Genomic DNA, 25,454 nt, shown 5'->3' with positions numbered 1-25,454 from the left:
AGAAGTGAAACGCAGTAGCGCCGATGGTAGTGTGGGAGTTCCCATGTGAGAGTAGGACATTGCTAGGCTTCTAATTCAAAGAAAAGGCTATCCTAACGGATAGCCTTTTTTTGTGGGTAAAATAAATTGGAGGCAATGACTAGGTTGGTTAAAAGTGATTGTTGTTCTTCATTTATAAATAAGCATATTCGTGCGCGTTAACTGGTCGTCGCTCTTGTATATCTCGACAACTGCTCCTGCGTTATTCTCACTCTTTACATCCATGTACTTCATTCCTAATATTCTTTTAATGATGATTTATAACTTTCTCTACTTATGTAGGAACTGATGTATAATATGTTTTTGATAATTTTTTAAAGGTTTGTTTGTGTCTGAAGATCTAAAGCGTCTCAATAAATACATTAGTGATTCTGGTTTCTGCTCAAGACGTGAGGCGGATAAGCTTATCGAGAAAGCTCGAGTGACTATTAATGGTAAAATACCAGAGTTAGGTACTAAGGTCGCTTCTAGTGATGAAGTACGTGTTGATGGTTTTATTGTTGAACAAGTTGCTAAAAATAAATCAGATCGTATATATATTGCTTATAACAAACCTGTTGGTATTACTTGTACTACTGAATCCCATGTACGCGGCAATATTATTGAGGCTATCGGTCATAAAAAAAGAATATTCCCTATTGGTCGTTTAGATAAACCTTCTGAAGGCTTAATCTTTTTAACCAGTGATGGTGATATTGTTAATAAGATTTTAAGAGCTGAAAATGCGCATGATAAAGAATATATTGTTAGTGTGGATAAGCCGATAAGTGAACGGTTTATTCAGCGTATGTCTAAAGGTGTGCCTATTTTAGGGACTATTACTAAGCCTTGTATCGTTAATGTACAGAGTAAATACACGTTTAAGATTATTCTGACACAGGGATTGAACCGTCAAATCCGTCGTATGTGTGAATATTTAGATTACGAAGTACTAACTTTGAAACGTTCTCGTATTATGAGTGTTGAGCTTGGCGATCTTAAAAGTGGAGAGTGGCGTTATCTTTCAGCATCTGAAATGGATGAGATAAATTCTGCAGTGGCAGGTTCATCTAAAACAGCATTAGAAACGACGTCTCCAAGAATTGATTTAGATGTTGAAGGTGAATCGAAAACAATCACTAAAGTCGATACAAAAGAATTGAAATTCACGTCTAAAAAATCAGTAACTTCTAATAAAGATCAAACGCGTAATAAGTTATCGTTAAAAAAATAATCTGACGTCCATTGTCATGATTATATTTAAACGCAGCTGAACAATATTATGTTTATGCTGCGCCTAATAATAGCTGAAATTCTTCTAACACTATAGGATCATCGATGGTTGAAGGTATTTGATATTCTTCGCCATCAACAATTTGTCTTATAGTTTTTCTTAAGATTTTTCCTGATCTGGTTTTAGGCAAGCGTTGAACTATATGTACTTCTCTTAAACTGGCTATAGGTCCTATTTGCTCTCGTATCGATTGCTTCAGCTCTGATATAAGCTCTTCATTAGTTAAATTGACATTATTTTTCATAACAACTAATGCCGAAGGTACTTGTCCTTTGATAGGGCAGTGACCACCAATTACCGCACACTCAGCAATAGCTGGATGATTAGATATAACTTCTTCTATCTCACCTGTAGACATTCGATGACCTGCAACGTTTATGATATCGTCTGTTCTTCCCATAATAAAAAGATAGTCGTCTTCGTCGATGTACCCACCATCGCCTGTTACATAGTAGCCAGGAAATGTATTGTGATAGCCATCTTTAAACCGTTCAGGGTTTTGCCAAATTGTACTTAAACAGCCTGGCGGTAATGGTAATTTAATAGCGATATTACCTTCTTCACCTTTAGCTAATTCATTACCAGAACTATCAACTACTTTAATATCATATCCTGGAGTTGCTAGTCCTGCTGAGCCAGCTTTTGTCTGTTTAGCTTCAATACCATAAGGAATCGAAGCAATTGCCCAACCTGTTTCCGTTTGCCACCAATGATCGATAACCGGTAGATTTGTTTTATCTTTTAGCCATTGATAGGTTGCTGGGTCTAATCGTTCACCGGCTAGATATAATCTTTTTAGACTTGATAAGTCATATTTTTGTATCAAGTCAGCATTTGGGTCTTCTTTACATATTGCTCTAAAAGCTGTTGGGGCACTAAATAATGCTTTTACATTATATTCTTCACAAACTCGCCAGAATGTTCCCGCATCAGGTGTGAATACAGGTTTTCCCTCAAAAAGAATAGTTGTACATCCTGCTATTAGCGGCTCATAAACAATATATGAGTGTCCAACAACCCAACCCACATCTGATGCCGCCCAAAATACTTCGCCCGGCTCGATATCGTATATAGCTTTCATACTATATTTCATAGCAACGGCATGTGAGCCGTTATCACGCACCACACCTTTAGGTTTCCCGGTAGTTCCTGATGTATAGAGTATGTATAGAGGGTCTGTCGCATTAACGGCTACAGGTTCAACTTCAGGTGAGTTTTCAATCAAAGATGCCCAACTATAATCTCTATCAGTTACTAAACTCGCTTCTATTAATTCTCGTTGGTAAATAATGCATGAAGATGGTTTGTATTGTGCCAATTCAATAGCTTTGTCGATCATAGGTTTATATGGAATAACTTTTTTAATCTCTACACCACAACTTGCGGAAACAATAACTTTTGGTTGAGCATCATCTATTCGTATTGCTAACTCATGAGCAGAAAAACCACCAAAAACCACGGAATGAATTGCACCTATGCGAGCACAAGCTAGCATTGCTATGGCTGCTTGTGAGATCATTGGCATATAAATGAGAACACGATCGCCTTTCTCGATGTTTTTATTTTTTAGAACGCAGGCAAACTTTGCAACTTCATGTTTTAACTCATTATAAGTGAATTTTTGTTTACTGTTAGTTACTGGAGAGTCGTAGATTAAAGCGATAGTATCGCCATTACCTTGTTCTATATGATAATCCAAAGCAAGGTATGAGGTATTGAGTTGTCCATCTTCAAACCATTGGTAATTATTTTCGCTATTTTTAGACAATATAATATTTGGTTTTTTGACCCACTGTATATCGTCAGCTTGCTTCCTCCAAAAAGTGATAGGGTCATTACTTGATTGATTGTATTCTTCTTGATAGCTCATGGTTCTTACCTTGGTGGATAGATAATAACCAGTTTAGAGCTTGCTAGTAGAAGGTACCATTAGACCTTTGGCTAATGAGCTTAACTCTCAATTTACCTATTTATACTGGTAAATTGAGAGGGGGTTCAATGGGAAGTTTTATTATAAATTGAGTAAATTTGCAGGAGAGTATTGATCTGTAAGCACTTTAGTATTTTTAGGCCAATCTATGTTGTCTTTTGTTGAAACCATGTTTTGACTCAATTCTTCTATATCAACACCAAAAGGTTTTAATAATGGTGTTAGCTTTTCAACTCGTGCTTTTATGAGTTCTTTACTTGGTTCTTCTGTATGACCTGCCAAGATGATTCTGTTGCTGTTTCGTTTATTAGCTACATTAATGAAATCGCCAAAAACATCATAATATGTCGCTGATTCATGATTGTATAATTTACTTATAGAGAAGGTATTCGCAGATATAATGCCTTTTTCAGCGAGAATACTTTTAGTTTCCTCAAAGAATTCTTTCGTTAATAAATGCTCTGGAATATAGTCACCATTAAAGGCATCTAAAATTATCCAATCGTATTTTTGTTTTTTCAGTTGAGCACGTTTAATAAATATACGCCCATCTTGAGTCGCAGAGGTTATTTTATCATTCTCTATAAAACCAAAATATTCACGAGCAACGCTTGTTACGGCTGGATCTATTTCAACATTATCAATAAAAGCATCAGGATAAATTTGATGAATTGTATTTGATAAGGTACCCCCCCCTAAACCAATAATGAGAACTCTTTGTGGGTTATCTATCATTAACAAACTTGAAAATACGAGCTTAGTGTAATTAAACACAAGCTTGTCAGGGTTATCTGTAAATATGCAGCTTTGGTTAGTTTTACTGCTTTTGGTATTAAACTTTAAGCAACGCTGATTACCTTTTTCATCAACAATAATGTTTCGGTATAAAGAGCGTTCACTATGTATTACCTTTGAGAAACTCATAGTAGGTAATAATATTAAAACGATAAAACTTAGATATTTGAACATGTAAACCTCTTAGTTAATTACTGTATTTGTAGCTGTATTTTTCATGTGCGTCTTAAATATAGTTTTATGTAAAGCTATAGCCAGTAAACCTAATAAACCTAATGTTAGGCTGAAACCTAAAATAATATCGTTTACGTTAAAGGCAAGCACCATATAAAAAGAGGTGATAATTGTGCCCAATGCGCTACCTAAGGTACTTACAAAATAAAGTATGCCTGCTACTTGTCCGCTTTTTTCACTGTCAGTTACGAGCAAACGCACAGAGTAGGGAGATATCATCCCAAGAATAATGGTTGGAATGAAAAATAATACCATTGAGGCAAGTAATGAACCGTAACGGCTATCTTCAATATTTGTAAAAATCAGCTCCATCAATTCCTGAGAAAAGAAAACAATAGGCAAAACGGTAATACTCGCGAAGATGAATATTAATCCATAGCGCGTTAGGGATGCATTTTTTGTAGAAAGCTTACCGCCAATTAAATAGCCAAAAGATAAACTGAGCATGAAAACAGTAATAATACTGCCCCAAATATGAACACTACTACCGAAGAATGGCGCGAGAATACGTCCGCCCAATAATTCAATTCCCATAATGCTAAAACCACTGGAAAAAGCTAAAAAATAGATCAAGGCATTTGTTTTTGAAATCATGTAATTGTCAGTATTTAAAGGAGTTATTAGATGGTCATTATCTTAACTGGATGATTCAGAGTTAGCTAGTAGTAAAAGAGGTGTATATATAAGCCGTTTAAAACTAAACGTTTTCATTGGAAGTTGCATGGTGAATAGTTTTTGTTGTACGAGTTAACTAACTGATTCTATTTTTAAAATATAACTTTAAATTGGCTTTAGGAAAAAGTACCAATAAAAATAGTCGTGTTTTTGATTTAACCATTTTTAAAAGGGATGCGATTGTGATTTTTGAAGTGAGCTAAACTTGGGATTATTATTAACCCCAAGTTCAGTTTTATAGGTTTATATGACTAGCCAAAATTACTGATTAATTATTGCTTAAGTAGAGTTTTAAGAAATCCAGCTGTATGAGATGTTTTATGTTCAGCTACCTCTTCAGGTGTACCACATACGAGTATTTCACCACCACCGGAACCACCTTCTGGACCAAGATCTATCACCCAATCAGCTGTTTTCACAACATCTAAATTATGTTCTATAACAACAATAGTATTACCTTGATCACGTAAACGGTGAATAACTTGTAGTAATTGTTTGATGTCGTGGAAATGCAAGCCAGTTGTTGGTTCATCTAATATATATAAGGTTTTACCTGTATCACGTTTAGATAACTCTTTAGCTAGTTTAACCCGTTGTGCTTCACCACCTGACAATGTTGTCGCTGATTGCCCAAGTTTTATATAGCTTAAGCCTACATCAAGTAAGGTTTCTAATTTACGTTTAACAGCTGGTATGGCGTTAAAAAATTCACAAGCATCTTCGATAGTCATATCGAGTACTTCATGAATGTTTTTACCTTTGTATTTTACCTCTAATGTTTCACGGTTGTAGCGCTGACTTTTACAATCATCACAAGGCACATATACATCAGGGAGAAAGTGCATTTCTACCTTGATCAAACCGTCACCCTGACAAGCTTCACAACGACCACCTTTAACATTAAAACTGAATCGTCCAGGTTTATAACCACGAGAGCGCGATTCTTGTGTCGCCGCAAAAATATCTCTTACCGCAGTAAATATACCTGTATAAGTGGCAGGGTTTGAACGAGGCGTTCTGCCTATTGGGCTTTGATCTATATCGATAACTTTATCGAGGAGGTCTAAACCAATAATCTCTTTATATGGAGAAGGTTCCTGAGTCGTCGCGCCATTAAGTTCAATGTGAGCAAGTTTGTATAAGGTATCATTAATGAGTGTTGATTTACCTGAGCCTGAAACACCGGTTACACAAGTCATTAAACCGTTTGGAATGGTTAAATCTACATTCTTAAGGTTGTTACCTGTAGCGCCTATTAATTTAACAACATTGTCTTTATCGAAAGGCGTACGTGTTTTAGGTATTTCAATGCACTCTCTGCCTGATAAGTACTTGCCAGTAAGTGAGTCTTCACACGCTAATATATCTTCAACGGTACCTTCAGCAATTATTTGACCACCATGAACACCTGCACCAGGACCAATATCAATCACATGATCGGCTTCTCTAATAGCATCTTCATCATGCTCAACGACGATCACGGTATTACCTAAATCACGTAGATGAACTAAGGTTTTAAGCAATCGTTCATTATCACGTTGATGCAAACCGATTGAAGGTTCATCAAGCACATACATAACGCCAACTAAACCAGCGCCAATCTGACTCGCTAAACGTATGCGTTGAGCTTCACCACCTGACAACGTACCTGCTGCACGTGAAAGGTTTAGATAGTTCAATCCTACGTTTACTAAGAAGCCAAGGCGATCGATAATTTCTTTGAGTATTTTCTCTGCAATTTGACCTTTTTGACCTGGCAAATCTAACTCTTGGAAAAACTTCAATGCGTCTGCAATAGCATATTCAGCTACTTCAGGTAATGGTGTTTCATTTACAAATACGTTGCGTGCTTCCAAACGTAATCGGCTACCATTACAGTCTGGACAATGTTGGCTATTCAGATATTTTGATAATTCATCACGTACAGCATTCGATTCTGTTTCACGATAGCGGCGATCCATATTATTTAAAATACCTTCAAACGGGTGATTTCGAATAACGATATCGCCACGGTCATTCATGTATTTAAATTCTACTTCTTGTTTACCACTACCATGTAAAATAAGTTTTTGATGCTCTTCAGGCAATTCATTAAAAGGTTTGTCTAAGGCAAAATCAAAATGCTCAGCCAAGGCTTGTAACATTTGGAAGTAATAGAAATTACGCTTATCCCAGCCTCTAATAGCGCCACCGGCTAAACTAAGTTCAGGGTTTGAAATAACACGTTTTTGGTCGAAAAACTGCTGATTACCTAAACCATCACACGTTTGACATGCGCCTGCTGGATTATTGAATGAGAATAAACGAGGCTCTAACTCTTGCATGCTATAACCACAATGAGGACAAGCAAAGTTAGCTGAAAACAACAACTCATCTCTATCGGGCTCATCCATAAAGGCAACTTTTGCTGTGCCTGCTGTTAATGCTAAAGCCGTTTCAAAAGATTCAGATAAACGTAATTGAATGTCGTCTCTTACTTTTAAGCGATCAACCACTACTTCAATGGTGTGTTTTCTGTGAAGTTCTAACGTTGGAGGATCTGATAAGTCATACACTTCGCCGTCAATTCGAGCTCGAATGTAGCCTTGTGCTGATAAGTTATCGAGTAACTTAAGATGTTCACCTTTACGATTCTGCATCACAGGTGCTAGCACCATGACTTTTGTACCTTCCTCTAAAGCAAGTACATTATCTACCATTTGAGAAACAGTTTGTGCAGCAAGCGGTTCGTTATGTGTTGGACAGCGAGGCTCACCTACTCGAGCGTATAGTAGACGCAAGTAATCGTATATTTCTGTAATTGTACCAACTGTAGAACGAGGGTTGTGAGATGTTGATTTTTGTTCAATAGAAATTGCAGGCGATAAACCTTCAATGTGATCTACATCGGGTTTTTCCATTAATGATAAGAATTGACGCGCATAAGCAGATAAAGATTCAACATAACGACGTTGACCTTCAGCATATAAAGTATCAAAAGCTAATGATGATTTTCCTGAGCCTGAGAGGCCGGTAATAACAACGAGTTTTTCGCGAGGAATATCTAAACTAATATTCTTTAGATTATGGGTACGAGCCCCTCTAACTTCTATATTTCTCATAACGGTTCCGTGTGGATTTCTAACCAACAATTATCGCACAAAAACTATCCTAAGTTCACATTAAATGTCATTTTGTTCATTGTGGAGTCGTGATACTATAACGCTCTTAATTAATGTAGCAAAACAGACATAAGAATAGAGCGATGAGCACCACAGGTTTAAATAAAATTGAAAAAAAAGCAGCGTTTTCTTTAGCCACCGTATTTGGCTTACGCATGCTTGGATTATTTATGATCTTACCTGTGTTCGCCATTTATGGTGAGCAACTTACAGGTTATAGCCCTATTTGGTTGGGTTTAGCCATTGGTGCTTATGGCCTTACCCAAGCAATGCTGCAAATACCTATGGGTATGTTGTCTGACAAATATGGCCGAAAACCAATAATAATAGGTGGTTTGGTGGTATTTCTTATTGGTAGTGTTGTTGCTGCCATGTCTGACACTATTTATGGTGTTGTTTTTGGTCGAGCTTTACAGGGTATGGGAGCCATTGCCAGCGCTATATTGGCTTTAGCGGCTGATATTACTCGTGAAGAACAACGACCGAAAGTGATGGCGACTATTGGAATGTTTATTGGTTTATCTTTTGCTGCGGCAATGGTTATCGGACCGATAGTTGCACAGTCGTTTGGTTTAAGTGGTTTATTCTGGCTAACAGCTATATTAAGTATTTTTGCCATGCTGATGATTCAGTTTATGGTGCCTCATACCGTAAATAAAGCACCGAAAGGTGATAATGTTGCCTTACCTGAACAATTACGAAAACTCATAAAAGACTCGCAGCTTAGTCGTTTAAATTCAGGTGTATTTGTTTTACATATGGCATTAACCGCCTGTTTTATTACTTTACCTAAACAATTTGTAGCGAGTGGCTTGGCTTTAGAGCAACATTGGCAACTTTATTTACCGGCTTTATTAGGATCATTTTTCTTGATGGTACCTTTTATGATTTTTGCGATGAAAAAGCAGAAAGAAAAACAAATGTTTACTGCTGCCGTTTTACTATTAGCTTTAGCATTATCACTGTTATGGTATTTACCACTTGGTTTTTGGTCGTTAGTTGTTTTAGTGATTATGTTCTTTACTGCTTTTAATTATTTAGAAGCGACTATGCCGTCAATACTTTCTCGTATTGCGCCTGCTGGCGTTAAAGGTAGTGCAATGGGGATTTATTCAAGTAGTCAATTTTTAGGTGCATTTACTGGTGGTGTAGTGGGTGGAGCTATTGCGAGTAACTTTGGTGAACAATCCATATTCTTAGTTATGGCGGTATTATGTATCGTGTGGGCTGTACTTACCTTAGGTATGAAACCGCTTAAAAAGTCGAAGAATTTTAGCTTTGCTATATCACTTCAAAGTGAAGAACAAGCTGATGAAGTGGCTGAACATTTAATTAATATGCCTGGAGTTTTAGAAGCAACTCTGGTTTATCAAGAATCAGTGGCTTACTTAAAAATAGATGAAAAACTAGCTGATATTCTAAGTATTAAAGCCTTATTAAATCCTCAGCACAGTTAAAGTATTCTTAAACTTATGTATTAAGCTTCTATCTTATTTCATTGATATAGTCTGGATCTTTCGCGCTGTTAATTCCAGGTATTAATAGCGTAATTTCATCATCAATTTCTTTAGTGATTAACGCTTGTCCCATCGGCGAATGAGGTGTTATCACTGTAATTTTGTTCGTTAGATTATTGTCTTTATCCGTTATTATTTCACATTTAAAACCAGCGGCAGAAGGCGCGATAAAAAGCCACTCATTATTTTCAACCCCTTTCTCTAGCTGAACTAAAGAACCTAAAACAATAGTAGGCGATGCAGCTAATTCTTGTGAATTAAATTGTTCGAACTGCTTAATTGACTGTTTAATTTCTTCTACCCGTTTTGATTGTCCTTCAGCGAGATAGCCTGCTTCTATCGCTACAGTATCGTATTGCGTTTCAGCAATCGATTGATCATCAATTGCCGCTAAGTGAGCGTTATGAGCAGCTAGTTGAGTTGCTTCTAATTCTTTTAATAAATGCTGTAAGATATTTTGGATAATATGTTTTTTATTCACTGAGACTTCTTTTCGTTCTTTAATTAAGTTGGCGTTTTTATTTTATCATAGTGTTAATGACTGAATGTTTTTGTTTTGGCGTATTAATAGTAATTGAAACACTGAGTTTAGGTGCAATTAACCATACATAAACTTCGCTAATTTTTGATCTTTGAGCCAAACTAAAAAGAGGAATTAGATGAATTTACTCAAATAATGTTACCTTTAATAAGTTATTTATAAACCAAGACATTATAAATAATGTTGAGTTTTTCTCTAACAAGAGTTAATTTATGTCAACTGGTACGACCATTGAGTATTTACTGAATTCTCTTACCTATTTTTTTAAACCATTTTTTTAAACATTAAATAGTGAGTTAACATGAACCAAACCTCTCCTTATAGCAACTTACTAACGCCTTTAGATTTAGGCTTTACCACTTTAGCCAATAGAGTATTAATGGGCTCTATGCATACAGGCTTAGAAGAAGAGAAAAACGGATTCGACAAACTTGCCGCATTCTATGAAACCCGTGCAAAAGGTGGAGTAGGCATGATTGTTACCGGAGGAATAAGTCCTAATTTAAGAGGGCGCTTAGCTCCTTTAGGTAGTGAACTCAGTAAGTTTTGGCATGTTAACAAACATAAAAAAATCACATCAGCCGTTCATAAATACGATACAAAAATCTGTGTTCAGTTATTACATGCAGGTCGTTATGCTTATCATCCATTTAGCGTTTCGTCGAGTAAGGTTAAATCAGCTATTAATCCATTTACACCTGCTGAAATGTCTGTTCGACAAATTAAAGGCACAATTAAAGACTTCGCTTATTCAACCAAACTAGCACAAAAAGCCGGTTACGACGGTGTTGAAATAATGGGTTCTGAAGGTTATTTATTAAATCAGTTTTCATGTGTTCGGGTAAACAAACGTACCGATGAGTGGGGCGGAAGTATCGAAAATCGTATGCGCTTTGCTGTCGAAACAGTGAAAGCAGTACGTGAAAAAGTAGGCAAAGAATTCATCATTATTTTTCGCTTATCTATGCTCGATTTAGTTGAAGGCGGTAACAGCTGGGAAGATGTAGTTACTATGGCGAAAGCTATTGAAGCTGCTGGCGCTACATTAATTAATACGGGTATTGGTTGGCACGAAGCTAGAGTTCCTACCATATCTACTTCAGTACCAAGAGCTGCGTTTACTTGGATAACTGAGCGAATGAAAAAAGAAGTGTCTATTCCACTTATTACCACTAACCGCATCAATACACCTGAAGTCGCTGAAAGTGTATTAGCCAATGGTCATGCTGACATGGTGTCTATGGCGAGACCATTCTTAGCCGATCCTGAGTTTGTACAAAAAGCTGCTGCTGACCAAAGTGATCAAATTAATACTTGTATTGGTTGTAATCAAGCATGTTTAGATCATGTGTTTAAACAAAAAAGAGCCTCGTGTTTAGTTAATCCAGTCGCTTGTTATGAGACAGAGCTTACCTTTGAAAAAGCAGCTAAATCTAAAAAAATTGCAGTAGTAGGTGCAGGGCCTGCTGGGCTTGCTTTTAGTGTTTACGCCGCACAACGTGGGCATAATGTTACCTTGTTTGACAAAGCGTCTGAAATTGGTGGTCAATTCAACTTTGCTAAACAAGTACCCGGTAAAGAAGAATTTTATGAAACGTTACGTTACTTCAATGTACAACTCAAAAAACTTGATATTAGCGTTAATTTATCTACAGAGGTAAACACAGAAAAGCTAAAAAGCGATGGATTTGATGAAGTGGTTTTAGCCACAGGTATCGTTCCTAGAACACTTGATATAAAAGGCTTTGAACATCCTAAAGTTAAAAGTTATTTAAATGTGTTAAGAGACAAAGAAGAGATTGGTCATAAGGTTGCTATTATTGGTGCTGGCGGTATAGGTTTCGATATCGCGTGTTATCTAGCCGAAGAAAAGTCGTTAACCACTGATGCTGAAGCTTGGATGAAAAATTGGGGTGTAGATAAAACTTACCAAGGTGCTGGCGCGTTATTTTCAAAAGAAAGTGCTGCGGCTAAAGCGAATAATAGCGAGCTTGAAGAATCTCATAAGAATGAACGTGAGATATATTTACTTCAGCGTAAAACCACTAAAGTTGGTGCTGGCTTAGGTAAAACAACGGGATGGATACATAGAGCAACGTTAAATAAACATAACGTTAAAATGATCCCTGGAGTTACCTACAAAGAAGTGAATGATGACGGCTTACTTATTAGTATTAATGGTGAAGACAAACTGCTTGAAGTTGATCATGTGATTATCTGTGCAGGACAACAACCTCAACGTGCTTTATATCAAGGTTTAATTGATGCTCAAGCGAGTGTTCATTTAATTGGTGGTGCTAGTGTTGCCGCTGAACTTGATGCAAAAAGAGCTATTAGACAAGCAGCTGAATTGGCATCAACGATTTAACTTCAACTCAATTTCTCTTCAGTTTAATTCTCAACTCCAACTAAAACAATAACGTGAATAACTTAAAAGTCTGACTTTTAGGTTATTTGCCGTTAAATTACGTTATAATATTTGTTTGAACGCGCGAAATATGGTCGTGCTAAACATTAAATTCTTATAAGGCAGTTAATGGAATTGTTGTCATCAGTTGGCAAGTCAGATGTAGATATTCAAGCATTTTTCTCAGCAAAGCAGTATAAACAAGCTCTACTTGATTTAATTACCCAAGCTAAGCGCCGCATCTATATAACCGCTCTTTATCTGCAAGATGATGAAGCCGGCAGAGAAGTGCTTCATGCCTTATACAAAGCTAAAATTGCCAATCCCCAATTAGAAATAAAAGTATTTGTTGATTTTCATCGTGCTCGACGTGGCTTAATTGGTGAAAAAGCCCATTTAGGTAATCGTAGTCTTTATTTAAAGCTTGCTGAAGAATACGCTGAAGTTATTGATATTTATGGTGTACCTGTAAAAAGTAAAGAACTTTTAGGTGTATTACATTTGAAAGGCATGGTATTTGATCATTCTGTATTCTATACAGGTGCAAGTATCAATAATATTTACTTACACCAAGAAGAAAAATACAGACTTGATCGTTACTATCTTATTAATTCTAGACCGCTCTCAAACAGCTTTTGTGATTATTTAGATTTTACTTTTGTTGAGTCTGAATTATGTCCGTTATTAAACCGTGGTGAAATTACCAATTATAATAAAGCCAGTGTGGCCAAACTTAAAGCTCTGATCAAGCGTTCTTCTTATCGTTTAGCTCAATGTAAAACACAGCAAAATGTTATTATAAAACCTTTGGTTGCCTGCGGCGCGTTACGTAATGATTTGAATAGAAGCATAAGAAGGTTGATCCAGAAAAGTGAAACATCATTACTGATTTTTACACCTTACTTTAATTTACCTAAACCACTAAAAAAAGACATTATTAAAGCTTTGAAGCGTGGCGTTAAAATCACTATTGTGATTGGTGATAAAACAGCCAATGACTTTTTTATTCCAGATGAAAAAGACTTTACCACTATAGGTATTGTGCCGTATTTATATGAAATGCTATTACTGCGTTTTGTTAAGCGTTGGCAGAAATTTGTCGATTCAGGCTTGTTGACTGTTAGATTATGGAAGCATGAAAGTAATAGCTTTCATTTAAAAGGCATTGTTTCTGATGAGCGCTATCACTTATTAACCGGTAGTAATTTAAATCCAAGAGCTTGGTCTTTAGATTTAGAAAATGGTTTAGTATTAGACGATGTAGATAGAACCTTATTGCCTGATCTTAAAAAAGAAACGGATATTATTTTCGCTAACACTCAAATTCTGAATCATTACTCGAAATTAGATACCGTTGCCGATTATGCGCCTAAGCCTAAAAAGCTCATTAAAAAGATTCGTCTTACTCAAATAGATCGGTTACTTAAACGATTTTTATAATTCAAAGCCCTTGTAAATAAAGAATTATGGCGTTAGCGTTAACCAAATTTTTATTTAAGGGCTTAGTATGTTTAGCGATATTTTTTCTCCAAAGTTCACCGATACAGATGCCTTAGGGCATATTAATAATACCAACGTACCTGTTTGGTTTGAAGGTGGACGTGATCCTATTTTTAGATTCTTCATCCCGAATCTAGATCCTAAACAATGGTGCTTAATCCTAGCCAAAATTGACGTGACCTTTCATGCACAAATGCATTACGGCAAAGAAATGGAAGTAAAAACTTACGTAAGTCGAATAGGCAGTTCATCTTTTGATGTGTACCAAGAGCTTTGGCAAAACAACATAAAATGCGCTTCTGGCACTTCGGTTATGGTTCACTTTTCTTTTCAAGATCAAAAATCTCAAATTATTCCCGATAATATAAAAGCCTTATTACAAACTCATTTCATTGAGAAAGCTGATGCTTAACCTTTTAGCATTAATATAATAAGTGGTTAATTGATCAAGTCTCGTATATGAATATGTCGAGCACTTATAAAAAGTATTTAATATGTAATCAGCATATTTATAATACCTAATAGACAGCCATTAGTTTTTGAAATATCTTAATAGTGGAATGAATATTATAAATGGATCTATAAGCACTGATTATTTTGATTCAAAATTACACGATATAAACCGATTAATAATAAAATCAGCTAGTTATAACTTATATTAGCTAAGCCTATTGTTAGCTATAAAAAATATTTTGCAAAATATCAGCAATAATTTATATTCGTGGTAAAATCATTTCCCATTTTTAAGCATTGGTGATTCTTTAATACATTTTAATTAAAGGAATAATTATCAGTGACCATTATTACTGCAGAGATAGGATTTACACATGGCCAGTCGCGGAGTTAACAAAGTTATTATTCTTGGAAATTTAGGCCAAGATCCTGAAGTTCGTTTTTTACCTAATGGAAGCGCAGTTGCTAACATTACTGTAGCAACATCTGAAAGCTGGAAAGATAAGCAAACAGGTGAGCCGAAAGAAAAAACTGAATGGCATAGTGTTTCTTTATTCGGAAAGTTAGCTGAAGTAGCTGGCGAATACCTGAAAAAAGGTTCTAAAGTTTATATTGAAGGTCAATTACAAACACGTAAATGGCAAAACCAGCAAGGCCAAGACCAGTACAAAACTGAAGTTGTTGTACAAGGCTATAATGGTATTATGCAAATGTTAGATTCACGTGGCCAAGGCGGCGGTGCATCTCAAGGTGGCTTCCAGCAACAAGCCCCTGCACAATCTCAATATAACCAAGCTCCAGCTCAGCAAGGTGGTTATCAGCAGCAAGCACCAGCTCAGTCAGGTGGTTTTCAGCAACAGCGACCTCCAGCACACCAGCCTCCTGCACACCAAGCTCCAGCGCAGCCAGGTGGTTATCAACAAAGAGAAGCTCCAGCTCACTCAGGTGGTTATCAGCAAAGAGAAGCTCCCGCTCATTCGGGTGGTTTCCAAAAGCAACAGCCTGCGGCTCCTAAGGTAAATCCTCAAGAGCCTACTATCGATTTTGATGATGACATCCCATTTTAAAACGTACCTAAGATATAAAGTGTAAAGAAATACATTAAGGCCCTTAAAATATAAGGGCCTTTTTTATTGCCATCCATAATTTGCGGTTCATTTAGCTTCTTAATGATCTGCATCATCATCAAATCTATATCTACAAAACGTTTCAATTCTAAGTTCTCTACTTCTTTATTTTAATGATGAAAGCGTTACAGAATATTCCTTGAATTACTTAAAAATAAAAGCATAAATAAATGAAGTTTATTTTAAAAAGTAAAAAATTAATTTAAAAACACGTAAATGATAATTATTAGTTAGTTAAGTGATTGTTATATAATTATTATATTACTAATACACTTTGAGGATCGTTCATTTTAGGCTATAAATACTCTCTGATTTATCAAAACTAAATCGTTTTAGTACGTGCAGTGTTGAAAGTTTTCTTGTAAGCTAAAGTTAAGAATGGAAATATTTAAAACAACAAATCTGACCTTGTATTGAGTCAACTGAGAGTATTAAGGTTTGTAAGTATCCCGTAAGACCAAATTTTATTAAATTGATCTCAAGGGCTACATTTTTTATAAAAAAGATTATTGTGTTAATAAATATATAAACCGTTTTAGTTCGTTTAAAGTAATTCTTTTTGGTACATAAAAAAATAAGGATCGGGGAATAAAATATGTTGAAAAATTCTAAATTACATTTTTATCCAGTCGTATTGTTTTTTGCGCTTTTCTCATATTCGCAAATTAGTAATGCTGAACTGGTAAAGAACCTTGAACAATTTAATAAAGCTGTTGCTAATGTTAAGCCAGGCGGCGAGATTGTTTTAGCTGACGGTACTTGGAGCGATGTTGAGTTAGTTTTTAAAGCTAAAGGTACGCCAAAAAAACTGATTGAATTAAAAGCGCAAACACCAGGTAAAGTGATTATTACAGGACAATCTAACTTGAGTTTTTCAGGTGAGTATCTTGTAATTTCAGGTTTAGTCTTTAAAGATGGTTCTACACCAACAGGTGAAGTCGTTTCTTTTAGAACATCAAAGGATGATGTGGCTAATCATACTCGCGTAACTAATATTGTTATTGATAACTTTAGTACCGTTGATCGCCCAATGTCTGATTTATGGGTTGCTATGTATGGTAAGAATAACCGTTTTGATCATAACTCTTTAGTTAATAAGCGTAATCGTGGTGTAACGTTAGCGGTTCGTATGAACACTGAAGCTAGTCGCAAAAATAATCATATTATTGAATACAACTATTTTGGTCCTCGTCAAATCTTAGGTTCTAATGGTGGTGAAACGTTACGTATAGGTACAAGTCACTTCTCAAGAGAATATTCTAATACTACTGCTCAATATAACTATTTTGATCGTACTAATGGTGAGCATGAAATCATTTCAAACAAATCAAGCGGTAACTCACTGATCAATAATGTGTTCTTTGAAACTCAAGGCACATTAACTATGCGTCATGGCCACTTTACTAAAGTTGAAGGTAATTATTTCCTAGGTAACGGTAAGCCTAATACGGGAGGTATTCGTATCATCAATGAAAGTCAATCTGTAAGTAATAACTATATGTATGGCTTAACGGGCACAAGATTACGTGGTGCGTTAGTTATTATGAATGGTGTACCTAATTCACCACCAAATCGTTATGACCCAGTAATTGACTCTGCAATGAACAATAATATTGTTATTGATAGTGGCTTTATTGAATTGGGCGCTGGTGCTGATGAAGAACGTTCTGCTCCGCCTACAACATCTGAATTTAAGAACAACATTATTTTAGGTAAAACAACATTCAATTTATACGATGATATGTCAGGTATAACGTTCACTGGCAACTCTTTAAGTAAAGAAATAAGTACGCCAATTAAATCAGGTTTTGCTAGCACACCTTATGATGTAACTGTTAACAAGTACGGCTTAAAATCACCATCAAAAGCACTGCTCGATAAAATTGGTTTTGGTGAAGTTAAATTACCTGTAACTAAAGCTGAAACGGGTGCAAGTTTTTACCCTAAAACAGAAACTGTTATTGCTTTTAACAGCGGAACAACCATTAATGTTAAATCGGGTACCGATACTATTTTAACAGCTTTAGATAATAGTAGCGCGGGCGATGTTTTAGTACTTGAAAATGGTGGTGAGTATTTATTAACTAAATTTGCAGAAATACATCACCCAATTACCATTATGGCGAAGAAAGGCGATAAGCCAGTGATTCGTTCTTTAAAACCTAATTTTATTAATATCGAAAATGGTGGCTCGTTAGAGGTTGAAAACCTTTGGTTCGACGGTGCTGAATCACCTGATTATAAAGGTAACAATATTATTAATACGAGCAGTACCTCAATGAATATCAATTATTCATTGTCAGTGCGTAATATTAAAGTTACAGATCTTGATGTTAATGGCTACTTCTATTTTTTCAAAGCAAATGCAGGTACGTTTGCCGATTCAATTGAAATTCTTGATTCAGAATTTATCAACATTACGGGTGCTATTTTACAACTGAATAGAGAAGTGGATGACCTAGGTGTATACAGTGTTGAAAACTTAACTATCTCAGGTAACACCTTTAAAGATGTTAAAGAAGAAGTGGTGACTATTTATCGGGGTGGTTTTGATGAAAGTACTTTCGGACCTATGGTTACGATTACTGATAATAAACTGTCTAATGTTGGTAAAGGTTCAACACATCGTTCAGGCGCATCTATGTACTTTCATGGTGTTCAAAAATTAAATATTTCAGATACCACTTGGGATAGCAGTGCACCTGTTTCACTGTACTTAACGAATGGTGAGCCAGTCACAATGATCAAAGATGTTGTGATGAAAGATACAGGAAAAATCCGTGCGAACAATGACGGATATAAAACCCAAAACGTTACGTATAAATAAGGGGATTTAATTAACGTTTTAATACTCTCTGTGGCTTTATCCCTTAAGTCGCAGAGAGTTATTTTTAGATAGTAAGGCTGTTACTTAATTGTAATCACAATACTGATTTTTTTTCAGAGCAGCTTTACCATTAGTAGTCTCTTACGATTATCTACTTTATTGATTTTAGGATTAACATGAACAACAAATTAACCGGACAAAACGTTCTTATAACTGCTGGTGCCCAAGGCATCGGTGAAGCGATAACAAAGCACTTTATTGATAGCGGTGCAAACGTCGCAATCCATTACTTTTCGAGTGCAGATACGGCAAATGCTTTAGTTGAATATGCTACGAGCAAAGGGCAAAAAGCTATCGCAATCAGCGGAGACTTGACCAGTGAAACCGATGCTAATGCTATGGTTGAAAAAACTGTTGAAGCTCTTGGTGGTTTGAATATTTTGATTAATAACGCGGGTTCATTGGTTGCTCGACGATTATTAAATGATATGGATGCAGAATTTTGGCATAAGGTAATGGATATTAACCTTACTTCTATGATGTTTGTTACAAGAGCCGCGTCGCCTCATTTAGCTAAAAATGAAAACAGCAGCATTGTTAATTTGGCTTCACTTGCAGGTCGTAAAGGTGGTCATCCTGGTTCACTTGTTTATTCAACAAGTAAAGGCGCTATTCTAACATTAACAAGAGCATTGGCTTCTGAATTAGGTCCACAAGGTACGCGTGTTAATGCTGTTGCTCCAGGACTTATTTTAGGTACATCATTCCATAATACTCATACAACAAAAGAATCAGCAGATGAAACTATTGCCGGTATTCCTATTCAGCGTGCAGGTAATGCTGATGACGTAGCACGTGCTGTTGCTTACTTAGCGTCAGAGTATGATGGTTTTATTACTGGAGCTACGTTAGATATTAATGGTGGCGTTTACAACATGTAATTGTTTGTTTAATTTGGTAGAAAGTCAGAGAGGTTTAGCACTGGCTTTCTTTATTTTGTCACTTCAATAAAGATAAATTTATGCTTAAAACAGCGGTAATACATCCAACAATTATGGAAGCCTTGGGCAGATCGGGTCATTTTGCACAAGTAGTGATAGCCGATGGTAATTTACCTGTAGGTGCTATGACAGGACCTAACTCTACTTTGGTGCATCTTAACTTTCGTCCAGGGATGTTAGACGCGTTAACGGTGTTAGAAGGTATACTTGAAGTTTGTCCTATTCAAGGGGCAATTGTTATGGAAAAACCAGCAGAAGCAAATGCTGAAATACATAACTGCTATAAAACATTATTAGGTGATGTATCTTGGGACACCATGGAACGCTGGGCTTTTTATGACCAAATCAGAGCACGCGAAACAACATTAATTATTCAAACAGGTGAGCAACGTCGGTTCGCTAATATTATCCTTACTGTTGGGGTAGTTAAAATGGCAGAAGAAAACGGTTTTTAAAATAAGAACGTTTTTAATACTGTAAACATGATGATTGAATACGTCATGAATATAATACCAAGTTGATTAATTAACTGCTCATTTTTAACGGTTAAAATTAATAATGACGGCGTTATAAAATTTATAAGTAGAATAACTACTTACTAAATTTTATGCCTTGTAATTATCCATTTTTCCTCATGAAAAAGTAGATCACTTAATTAATCAAATTGGTATAAGAAAACAGTACGTTAAATTACAAAAAACTCATACGCAAGCAATACAAAGAATAGATATTGGACCGTATGAAGAACAATTAAAATAATGTAATTAGCGCAATAAGTTTTATGGGGAGTTATCAGTGAAAAATTTACCATCAATATATGCGAGCATCATACTTTGCTTAGTCTTAGTAGGCTGTAGTAAGAATGACGATGTTACCGTATTGCGAATTGCTCATACTGTCGATGTTGAGCATAGCACCCATAAAGCTATTCAGCATATGGCGGAAAGATTAGCGTTTTATTCGGGTAACACTATGGAGATAAAAATTTATCCTTATAGTCAGTTAGGTGGAGAACGTGAAGTACTTGAGCAGTTACAAATGGGTAGTTTAGCTATGACTCAAGTGTCTGCTGCAACGATTGAAGGCTTTGTTCCCGAAATGAAGTTGTACGCTGTGCCTTATCTGTTTAGAAACAGGGAGCATAAGTGGAAGGTACTCGAAAGTGATATAGGGCAAGAATTATTAGATCTCACTGAAAAAGCACATTTTGTTGGCTTAGGTTATTACGATTCAGGCAGTCGCAGCTTTTATATGACGGAAGATCGTGTTGAGTCTCCAGCAGACTTAGTGGGTCGGAAAATCCGAGTAATGCAGAGTCAGAGTTCGGTGAAAATGGTGCAATCTTTAGGTGGTGCTGCTGCTCCTATTTCAATGGGCGAGCTTTATGCTGCCCTGCAGCAAGGTGTTGTAGATGGCGCAGAAAACAATCCTCCAATGTTTTACTTATCACATCATTATGAAATTTCTAAATACTATGTACTTGATGAGCATACCTCTATTCCAGAAGTGATTATCGCCAGTAAGTACATTATGTCTAAGCTAAGCGAACAACAAAGAACTTGGCTGAATATGGCAGTAAAAGACTCAGTTAAAGTGCAAAGAGAGTTATGGCTGGCATTAGAACAAAAGTCCTTAACAGAAGTTGAAAAAGCGGGTGTTGAAATCATTTACCCAGATAAACAACCTTTCATCGATGCGTTAGAACCTTTATATAAAAGCCTTGAAGGAACCATTATTTCTGACTATTTAGAAAGAGTGAATGATATGGCCGTACAAGGAGAGTCAAATGAATAAGCTATATTTATGGATTATTAGCGTATTAAAGTTCTTAGTTATTTTTCTATCATCCGCTATTGTTATTGTTGTCACTATTCAAGTGTTTTCACGTTTTGTATTACAGTCACCTAGCTCAATTACAGAAGAGTTATCGCGTTTCTTATTAATTTGGATTGGCTTATTAGGTGGTGCTTATGGCTATCATTCAAATGCACATTTGGGGTTAGATATAGCCACAAATAAACTTAACCAGCTGTCACGTGCTTGGGTAAGTATTATTGCTCACTTAATCATTATGACTTTCGCTATCGCTGTTATGGTTGTTGGTGGTATCTCACTGGTGTTGTTAACTTTTGATCCTCCTCAAATTTCAGCCGCATTAGAAATTAAAATGGGTTACATCTATAGCGTGGTGCCAATTTCTGGCGTAATCATTGTTTATATCGCTTTAATGAAGATTTCAGGGTTATTTTCACAAATTTTAAACGATAAGAAGGGAGCATAATCATGGAATTCTCAGGACTTATTTTATTGTCAGTTTTTCTTGTATTGTTAATTATGAATATCCCTATTTCATTCAGTATTGGTATAGCGACCTTTGTTACCATGCTTTACAGTATAGATTTCATTCCTGCAGCTACGACTATTGCTCAACGATTAGCGGGTGGTATAGATAGTTTTGCTTTGTTAGCTATTCCATTTTTTGTGTTATCAGGGTTGATCATGGGGCAGGGCGGTATCGCTCGACGTTTGATAGAATGTGCTATGGCATTAATTGGTATGTTGCCAGGTGGACTTGCTTTGGTAAATGTATTGTCGTGTACACTTTTTGGCGCTATTTCAGGTTCAGCGGTTGCAGCAACCAGCGCTATTGGTAGCTTTATGATCCCTGAAATGGAAAAAAAGGGCTATAGCCGAGAATTTAGTGCCGCGGTAACGGGCGCTGCAGCTACAACGGGTATGTTAATTCCACCAAGTAGTATTTTAATTATTTACGCTATTGCTAGTGGCGGTGTTTCTATTGCTGCACTTTTTGTTGCGGGTTACTTACCTGGTATTTTAGTGTCTTTAGCGCTAATGCTGGTTTGTTCAGGTTATGCCAAAATAAATGGTTACCCAACTGAAGCACGCGTGCCTGTTAAAGTAATGGCGAAAAAAGTGCTTGCTGCTGTACCTAGCTTGTTCCTTATTTTTATTATTATTGGCGGTATTATTGGCGGCATATTTACGCCAACTGAAGCTGGCGCTATTGCGGTTCTTTACTCTTTACTGTTATCGGTTGTTTTTTATAAAGAAGTTAAAGTGTCGCAACTGCCTGCTATTTTATTAAAGTCAGGTGAAACTACTGCGATTGTTATGTTGTTAATTGGCGCGTCATCAGCCATGTCGTGGATTTTATCTTATGAAAATATCCCGCAAGCAATCACCGACTTCTTATTAATGTTAAGTGATAACCCGCTATTAATTCTATTGATCATCAACCTGACTTTACTTGCTGTTGGTGCCTTTATGGATATGACTCCAGCTGTACTTATTTTTACGCCAATCTTTTTACCTGTAGCACTTGAGCTGGGTATGTCGCCATTACACTTTGGTATTATGATTGTACTTAACTTATCAATAGGCCTTTGTTCACCTCCTGTTGGCGCCGTATTATTTGTTAGTTGTGCGGTAGCAAAAACCACGATAGGTAAAATTATTCGTCCATTAATGCCTCTTTACATCGCAATGTTTTGTATATTGATGTTAGTCACTTATGTACCAGCGATTAGTGAATTTCTGCCTAAACTCTTTGGCCTGTATTAGCCTTGTATTAAATTTATATCAGTTTTTGGTTTTTAACTTAATTAGAGTGTTTTTATGATTTATATAGTAATGGGGGTGAGCGGTTGTGGGAAATCCACCGTAGGTAGCCTTTTATCTGAAAAACTATCAGTACCTTTTTACGATGCTGACGATTTCCATTTTCCTGAAAGTATCGAAAAAATGTCGCAAGGCACTCCGTTGAACGATGAAGATCGTCAGCCTTGGTTAACCTTACTCGCTAATAATATTGTTGAATGGGAAAAGAATGGCGGTGCTGTTTTAGCGTGTTCTGCTTTAAAGCAAAGTTACCGAGACCTTTTAAGCTCAACGACAAACCAAGTTGTGAAATTTATTTATCTAGAAGGTAGCCAAGAGGTCTTATCGTCACGTTTACGTAATCGAGAGTCGCACTTTATGCCTGAAACATTATTACAAAGCCAGTTCGCGACTTTAGAAATTCCTAAAGAAGCTATAACGGTGCCAATCACTAACTCTTTAGATGAGATGATTTCTGAGATTTTACAAAAAATAACATAAGCAGTTTTATATATTTCCTTTAAGGTTTTAACTGTTTTATTCCCTGTAACAATAATTCGCCATACAGCGCGATGATAACTGAGTGAAAATGATGAATATAAGAAAATTACTATTTCCTTTCAGTGCAATAGCATTAGGTACTTTAACTCTGCAAGGCTGTGTAATAACAGATAGTGAAAGTGCTAATACAAATAATGAAGCAGGTTCAGCCACAAGTGAACAGCGTGTTATGTTCCCTGCAGAAAAGTTTGATCTGACACAATGGCAAATTGATGCACCTACCGATACAGACAAAGACGGCATTGTTGATGTTATTGGTATTAAAGATTTTCAAACTTACCAGCACCCAGATTATTTCTATTTAGATGCCGATGGCAATATGGTGTTTGCTGCGCCTAATAAAGCGATTACTTCTGTTAACTCAACAAATACGCGTAGTGAGTTACATCATATGTTAGGTGGCATAAAAGGCAAGAAGAGAGACTTCAAAAATAACTTTGCTCTTAAGGCTAACCGACGTGCTGACCAATTTGCGCAAATTGGAGGTAACTTACAAGCAACACTTAAAGTTAATCATGTTTCTACACGTGCTAAATATGCAGAAAAACCTACTGCATTTTCAGTTGTTGTTGGTCAAGTACATGCTGTTCAAGATAAAAAGCGTAGAGATGAAGGAGAAGGCTATGGTTGGGGTAACGAACCTTTAAAGATTTATTATAAAAAGCTACCAGATCATAAATATGGTTCTGTATTTTGGAATTATGAGCGTAATCTAGAAAAAGACGATCCAAATAGAATTGATATCAGTTACCCAGTGTGGGGTAAAGGCTGGTTAGATATGGATGAACCTGATGAAGGTGGTATAGCGTTAGATGAAGCTTTCAGCTATGAAGTCAATGTGTATGAAAATACCATGTATTTAAGTTTTACCAATGCACGCCATGGAACAACTAAGTTTGAAATTGATTTAACCAACAATGTAGATGCTTATGGCAAGGTTGATGAGTTAGATAATCCTAAAGGCTATACAGGTGAGGGTAATCACTTTAAAGCGGGTGCATATAATCAATGTAGTACAGCAGACGCTCCTAGCTTCCGTTACCCTGCATGTCCTGGTACAGGTGATTGGGAAGTAGATAAAGCTAATGGTGATTATACCCAAGTAACATTTATGCGATTGACGACAGATATTGCACAAAAACCTAAAAATTAACCATAATAGAAACTAAGTTTAGTTAGCAACCTTGTTTAGGTTGCTAACACCTCCTATCTCAGCTTCTAAGTTACTTGAATTAAAAAGAGTACACATTGCCATCAATATAATATTGGCTAGGTCTATTCTGTTTATAGAGGACTTCAGGTCGTTTCAAGTAATAACCAATCTAAAATTATTATTAGTACATATATATAAATAGGTCATACAATTTAAGGGACGGTGTAGACAATAATTTATACATCATAATATCTTCATTTTCCGTCTGTTATATTTTTTCTATATTTTGGGCAGAATGACCAGACTTCAATAATTTAACTTCCTTTTATCCTTTTTGTTCATAAAATATTCTAATTGTTAAATAGTCAAAGCTCATGTATAGCTGGCTTTTAGTGCAAAATGTGATGTTAAATCACTTTTGCTATTTATTTTAGGGCGCAGTCTTTAGACCATTTTTCTTAATTTTAGTAATACTTTATGCCTGATCGGTATATGAAATAGATTTAATTATTTTTTGGACGATTCCACGATTCATTGCTATATATAAATATAGTCAGAAAGATATTTGGTTTCTGACATTTGTAGAAATATTAATCGAGTTAATCTATTGATCTATATGGAGGTAAACTGTTAACACAAGAT

The 25,454-nt window shown here is 36.1% G+C and carries 19 protein-coding genes; 14 read left to right on the top strand and 5 right to left on the bottom strand.

Going from position 1 to position 25,454, the window contains the following annotated elements; genetic code table 11:
* The first annotated feature begins 367 nt into the window (after positions 1 to 367).
* Positions 368 to 1,252, top strand: a complete 885-nt coding sequence (gene rluF / locus Q5N69_RS17005; RefSeq protein WP_304370284.1) for a 23S rRNA pseudouridine(2604) synthase RluF — start codon at positions 368 to 370, stop codon at positions 1,250 to 1,252.
* Between the two features lie 52 nt (positions 1,253 to 1,304).
* Here the strand turns inward: rluF and Q5N69_RS17000 are convergent, their stop codons facing one another.
* From Q5N69_RS17000 to uvrA, 4 genes are all read right to left on the bottom strand, one after another.
* Positions 1,305 to 3,182 (bottom strand): propionyl-CoA synthetase, encoded by a 1,878-nt coding sequence (locus Q5N69_RS17000; RefSeq protein WP_304370283.1) that lies wholly within the window; start codon positions 3,180 to 3,182, stop codon positions 1,305 to 1,307.
* Positions 3,183 to 3,323: 141 nt separating this feature from the next.
* Positions 3,324 to 4,211, bottom strand: coding sequence for a spermidine synthase (locus tag Q5N69_RS16995; protein WP_304370282.1), 888 nt, complete (start codon positions 4,209 to 4,211; stop codon positions 3,324 to 3,326).
* Between the two features lie 9 nt (positions 4,212 to 4,220).
* On the bottom strand, positions 4,221 to 4,865 hold the full coding sequence (locus Q5N69_RS16990) for a fused MFS/spermidine synthase (RefSeq protein ID WP_304370281.1): 645 nt from the start codon (positions 4,863 to 4,865) through the stop codon (positions 4,221 to 4,223).
* Between the two features lie 353 nt (positions 4,866 to 5,218).
* A complete protein-coding gene (gene uvrA / locus Q5N69_RS16985) occupies positions 5,219 to 8,047 on the bottom strand; it encodes an excinuclease ABC subunit UvrA (protein WP_304370280.1) in 2,829 nt (942 codons plus the stop codon).
* Positions 8,048 to 8,190: 143 nt separating this feature from the next.
* On the opposite strand from uvrA, the gene Q5N69_RS16980 reads away from it, so the two are divergent.
* A complete protein-coding gene (locus Q5N69_RS16980; RefSeq protein WP_304370279.1) occupies positions 8,191 to 9,564 on the top strand; it encodes an MFS transporter in 1,374 nt (457 codons plus the stop codon).
* 28 nt (positions 9,565 to 9,592) lie between these two features.
* Here Q5N69_RS16980 and Q5N69_RS16975 read toward each other — a convergent pair whose 3' ends face one another.
* A complete protein-coding gene (locus tag Q5N69_RS16975; protein WP_304370278.1) occupies positions 9,593 to 10,105 on the bottom strand; it encodes a hypothetical protein in 513 nt (170 codons plus the stop codon).
* A 361-nt stretch (positions 10,106 to 10,466) separates the two neighbouring features.
* Here Q5N69_RS16975 and Q5N69_RS16970 point away from each other — a divergent pair, with 361 nt between their 5' ends.
* From Q5N69_RS16970 to Q5N69_RS16915, 12 genes are all read left to right on the top strand, one after another.
* Positions 10,467 to 12,533, top strand: coding sequence for an FAD-dependent oxidoreductase (locus Q5N69_RS16970; protein ID WP_304370277.1), 2,067 nt, complete (start codon positions 10,467 to 10,469; stop codon positions 12,531 to 12,533).
* A gap of 168 nt (positions 12,534 to 12,701) precedes the next feature.
* A complete protein-coding gene (pssA, locus tag Q5N69_RS16965) occupies positions 12,702 to 14,012 on the top strand; it encodes a CDP-diacylglycerol--serine O-phosphatidyltransferase (RefSeq protein ID WP_304370276.1) in 1,311 nt (436 codons plus the stop codon).
* A 67-nt stretch (positions 14,013 to 14,079) separates the two neighbouring features.
* Complete coding sequence (locus Q5N69_RS16960; RefSeq protein WP_304370275.1) at positions 14,080 to 14,484, top strand: thioesterase family protein; 405 nt, start codon at positions 14,080 to 14,082, stop codon at positions 14,482 to 14,484.
* Positions 14,485 to 14,899: 415 nt separating this feature from the next.
* Positions 14,900 to 15,592 carry a single-stranded DNA-binding protein gene (gene ssb / locus Q5N69_RS16955; RefSeq protein WP_304370274.1) on the top strand — a complete coding sequence of 231 codons (693 nt, stop codon included), beginning with the start codon at positions 14,900 to 14,902 and terminating at the stop codon, positions 15,590 to 15,592.
* Between the two features lie 655 nt (positions 15,593 to 16,247).
* Positions 16,248 to 18,479 (top strand): polysaccharide lyase 6 family protein, encoded by a 2,232-nt coding sequence (locus Q5N69_RS16950; protein WP_304370273.1) that lies wholly within the window; start codon positions 16,248 to 16,250, stop codon positions 18,477 to 18,479.
* Positions 18,480 to 18,655: 176 nt separating this feature from the next.
* The gene (locus tag Q5N69_RS16945) at positions 18,656 to 19,420 is read left to right on the top strand and encodes an SDR family NAD(P)-dependent oxidoreductase (protein ID WP_304370272.1); all 765 of its coding nucleotides are present in this window, start codon (positions 18,656 to 18,658) and stop codon (positions 19,418 to 19,420) included.
* Positions 19,421 to 19,500: 80 nt separating this feature from the next.
* Positions 19,501 to 19,935, top strand: coding sequence for an RbsD/FucU family protein (locus tag Q5N69_RS16940; RefSeq protein WP_304370271.1), 435 nt, complete (start codon positions 19,501 to 19,503; stop codon positions 19,933 to 19,935).
* A gap of 340 nt (positions 19,936 to 20,275) precedes the next feature.
* Positions 20,276 to 21,274 carry a TRAP transporter substrate-binding protein gene (locus Q5N69_RS16935; RefSeq protein WP_304370270.1) on the top strand — a complete coding sequence of 333 codons (999 nt, stop codon included), beginning with the start codon at positions 20,276 to 20,278 and terminating at the stop codon, positions 21,272 to 21,274.
* Positions 21,267 to 21,761 (top strand): TRAP transporter small permease, encoded by a 495-nt coding sequence (locus Q5N69_RS16930; protein ID WP_304370269.1) that lies wholly within the window; start codon positions 21,267 to 21,269, stop codon positions 21,759 to 21,761. The genes Q5N69_RS16935 and Q5N69_RS16930 overlap by 8 nt, the downstream gene beginning before the upstream one ends.
* Before the next feature lie 2 nt (positions 21,762 to 21,763).
* Positions 21,764 to 23,062 (top strand): TRAP transporter large permease, encoded by a 1,299-nt coding sequence (locus Q5N69_RS16925; protein ID WP_304370268.1) that lies wholly within the window; start codon positions 21,764 to 21,766, stop codon positions 23,060 to 23,062.
* A gap of 54 nt (positions 23,063 to 23,116) precedes the next feature.
* Positions 23,117 to 23,599 carry a gluconokinase gene (locus tag Q5N69_RS16920; protein WP_304370267.1) on the top strand — a complete coding sequence of 161 codons (483 nt, stop codon included), beginning with the start codon at positions 23,117 to 23,119 and terminating at the stop codon, positions 23,597 to 23,599.
* Between the two features lie 91 nt (positions 23,600 to 23,690).
* Positions 23,691 to 24,812, top strand: a complete 1,122-nt coding sequence (locus tag Q5N69_RS16915) for a polysaccharide lyase family 7 protein (RefSeq protein ID WP_304370266.1) — start codon at positions 23,691 to 23,693, stop codon at positions 24,810 to 24,812.
* The last annotated feature ends 642 nt before the right edge of the window (positions 24,813 to 25,454 follow it).

This window comes from Pseudocolwellia sp. AS88 (assembly GCF_030551755.1).
Classification (GTDB): Bacteria; Pseudomonadota; Gammaproteobacteria; order Enterobacterales; family Alteromonadaceae; genus Pseudocolwellia.
Note: the sequence above shows the minus strand (reverse complement) of the source record. Positions and strands in the feature narration are given on the sequence as shown.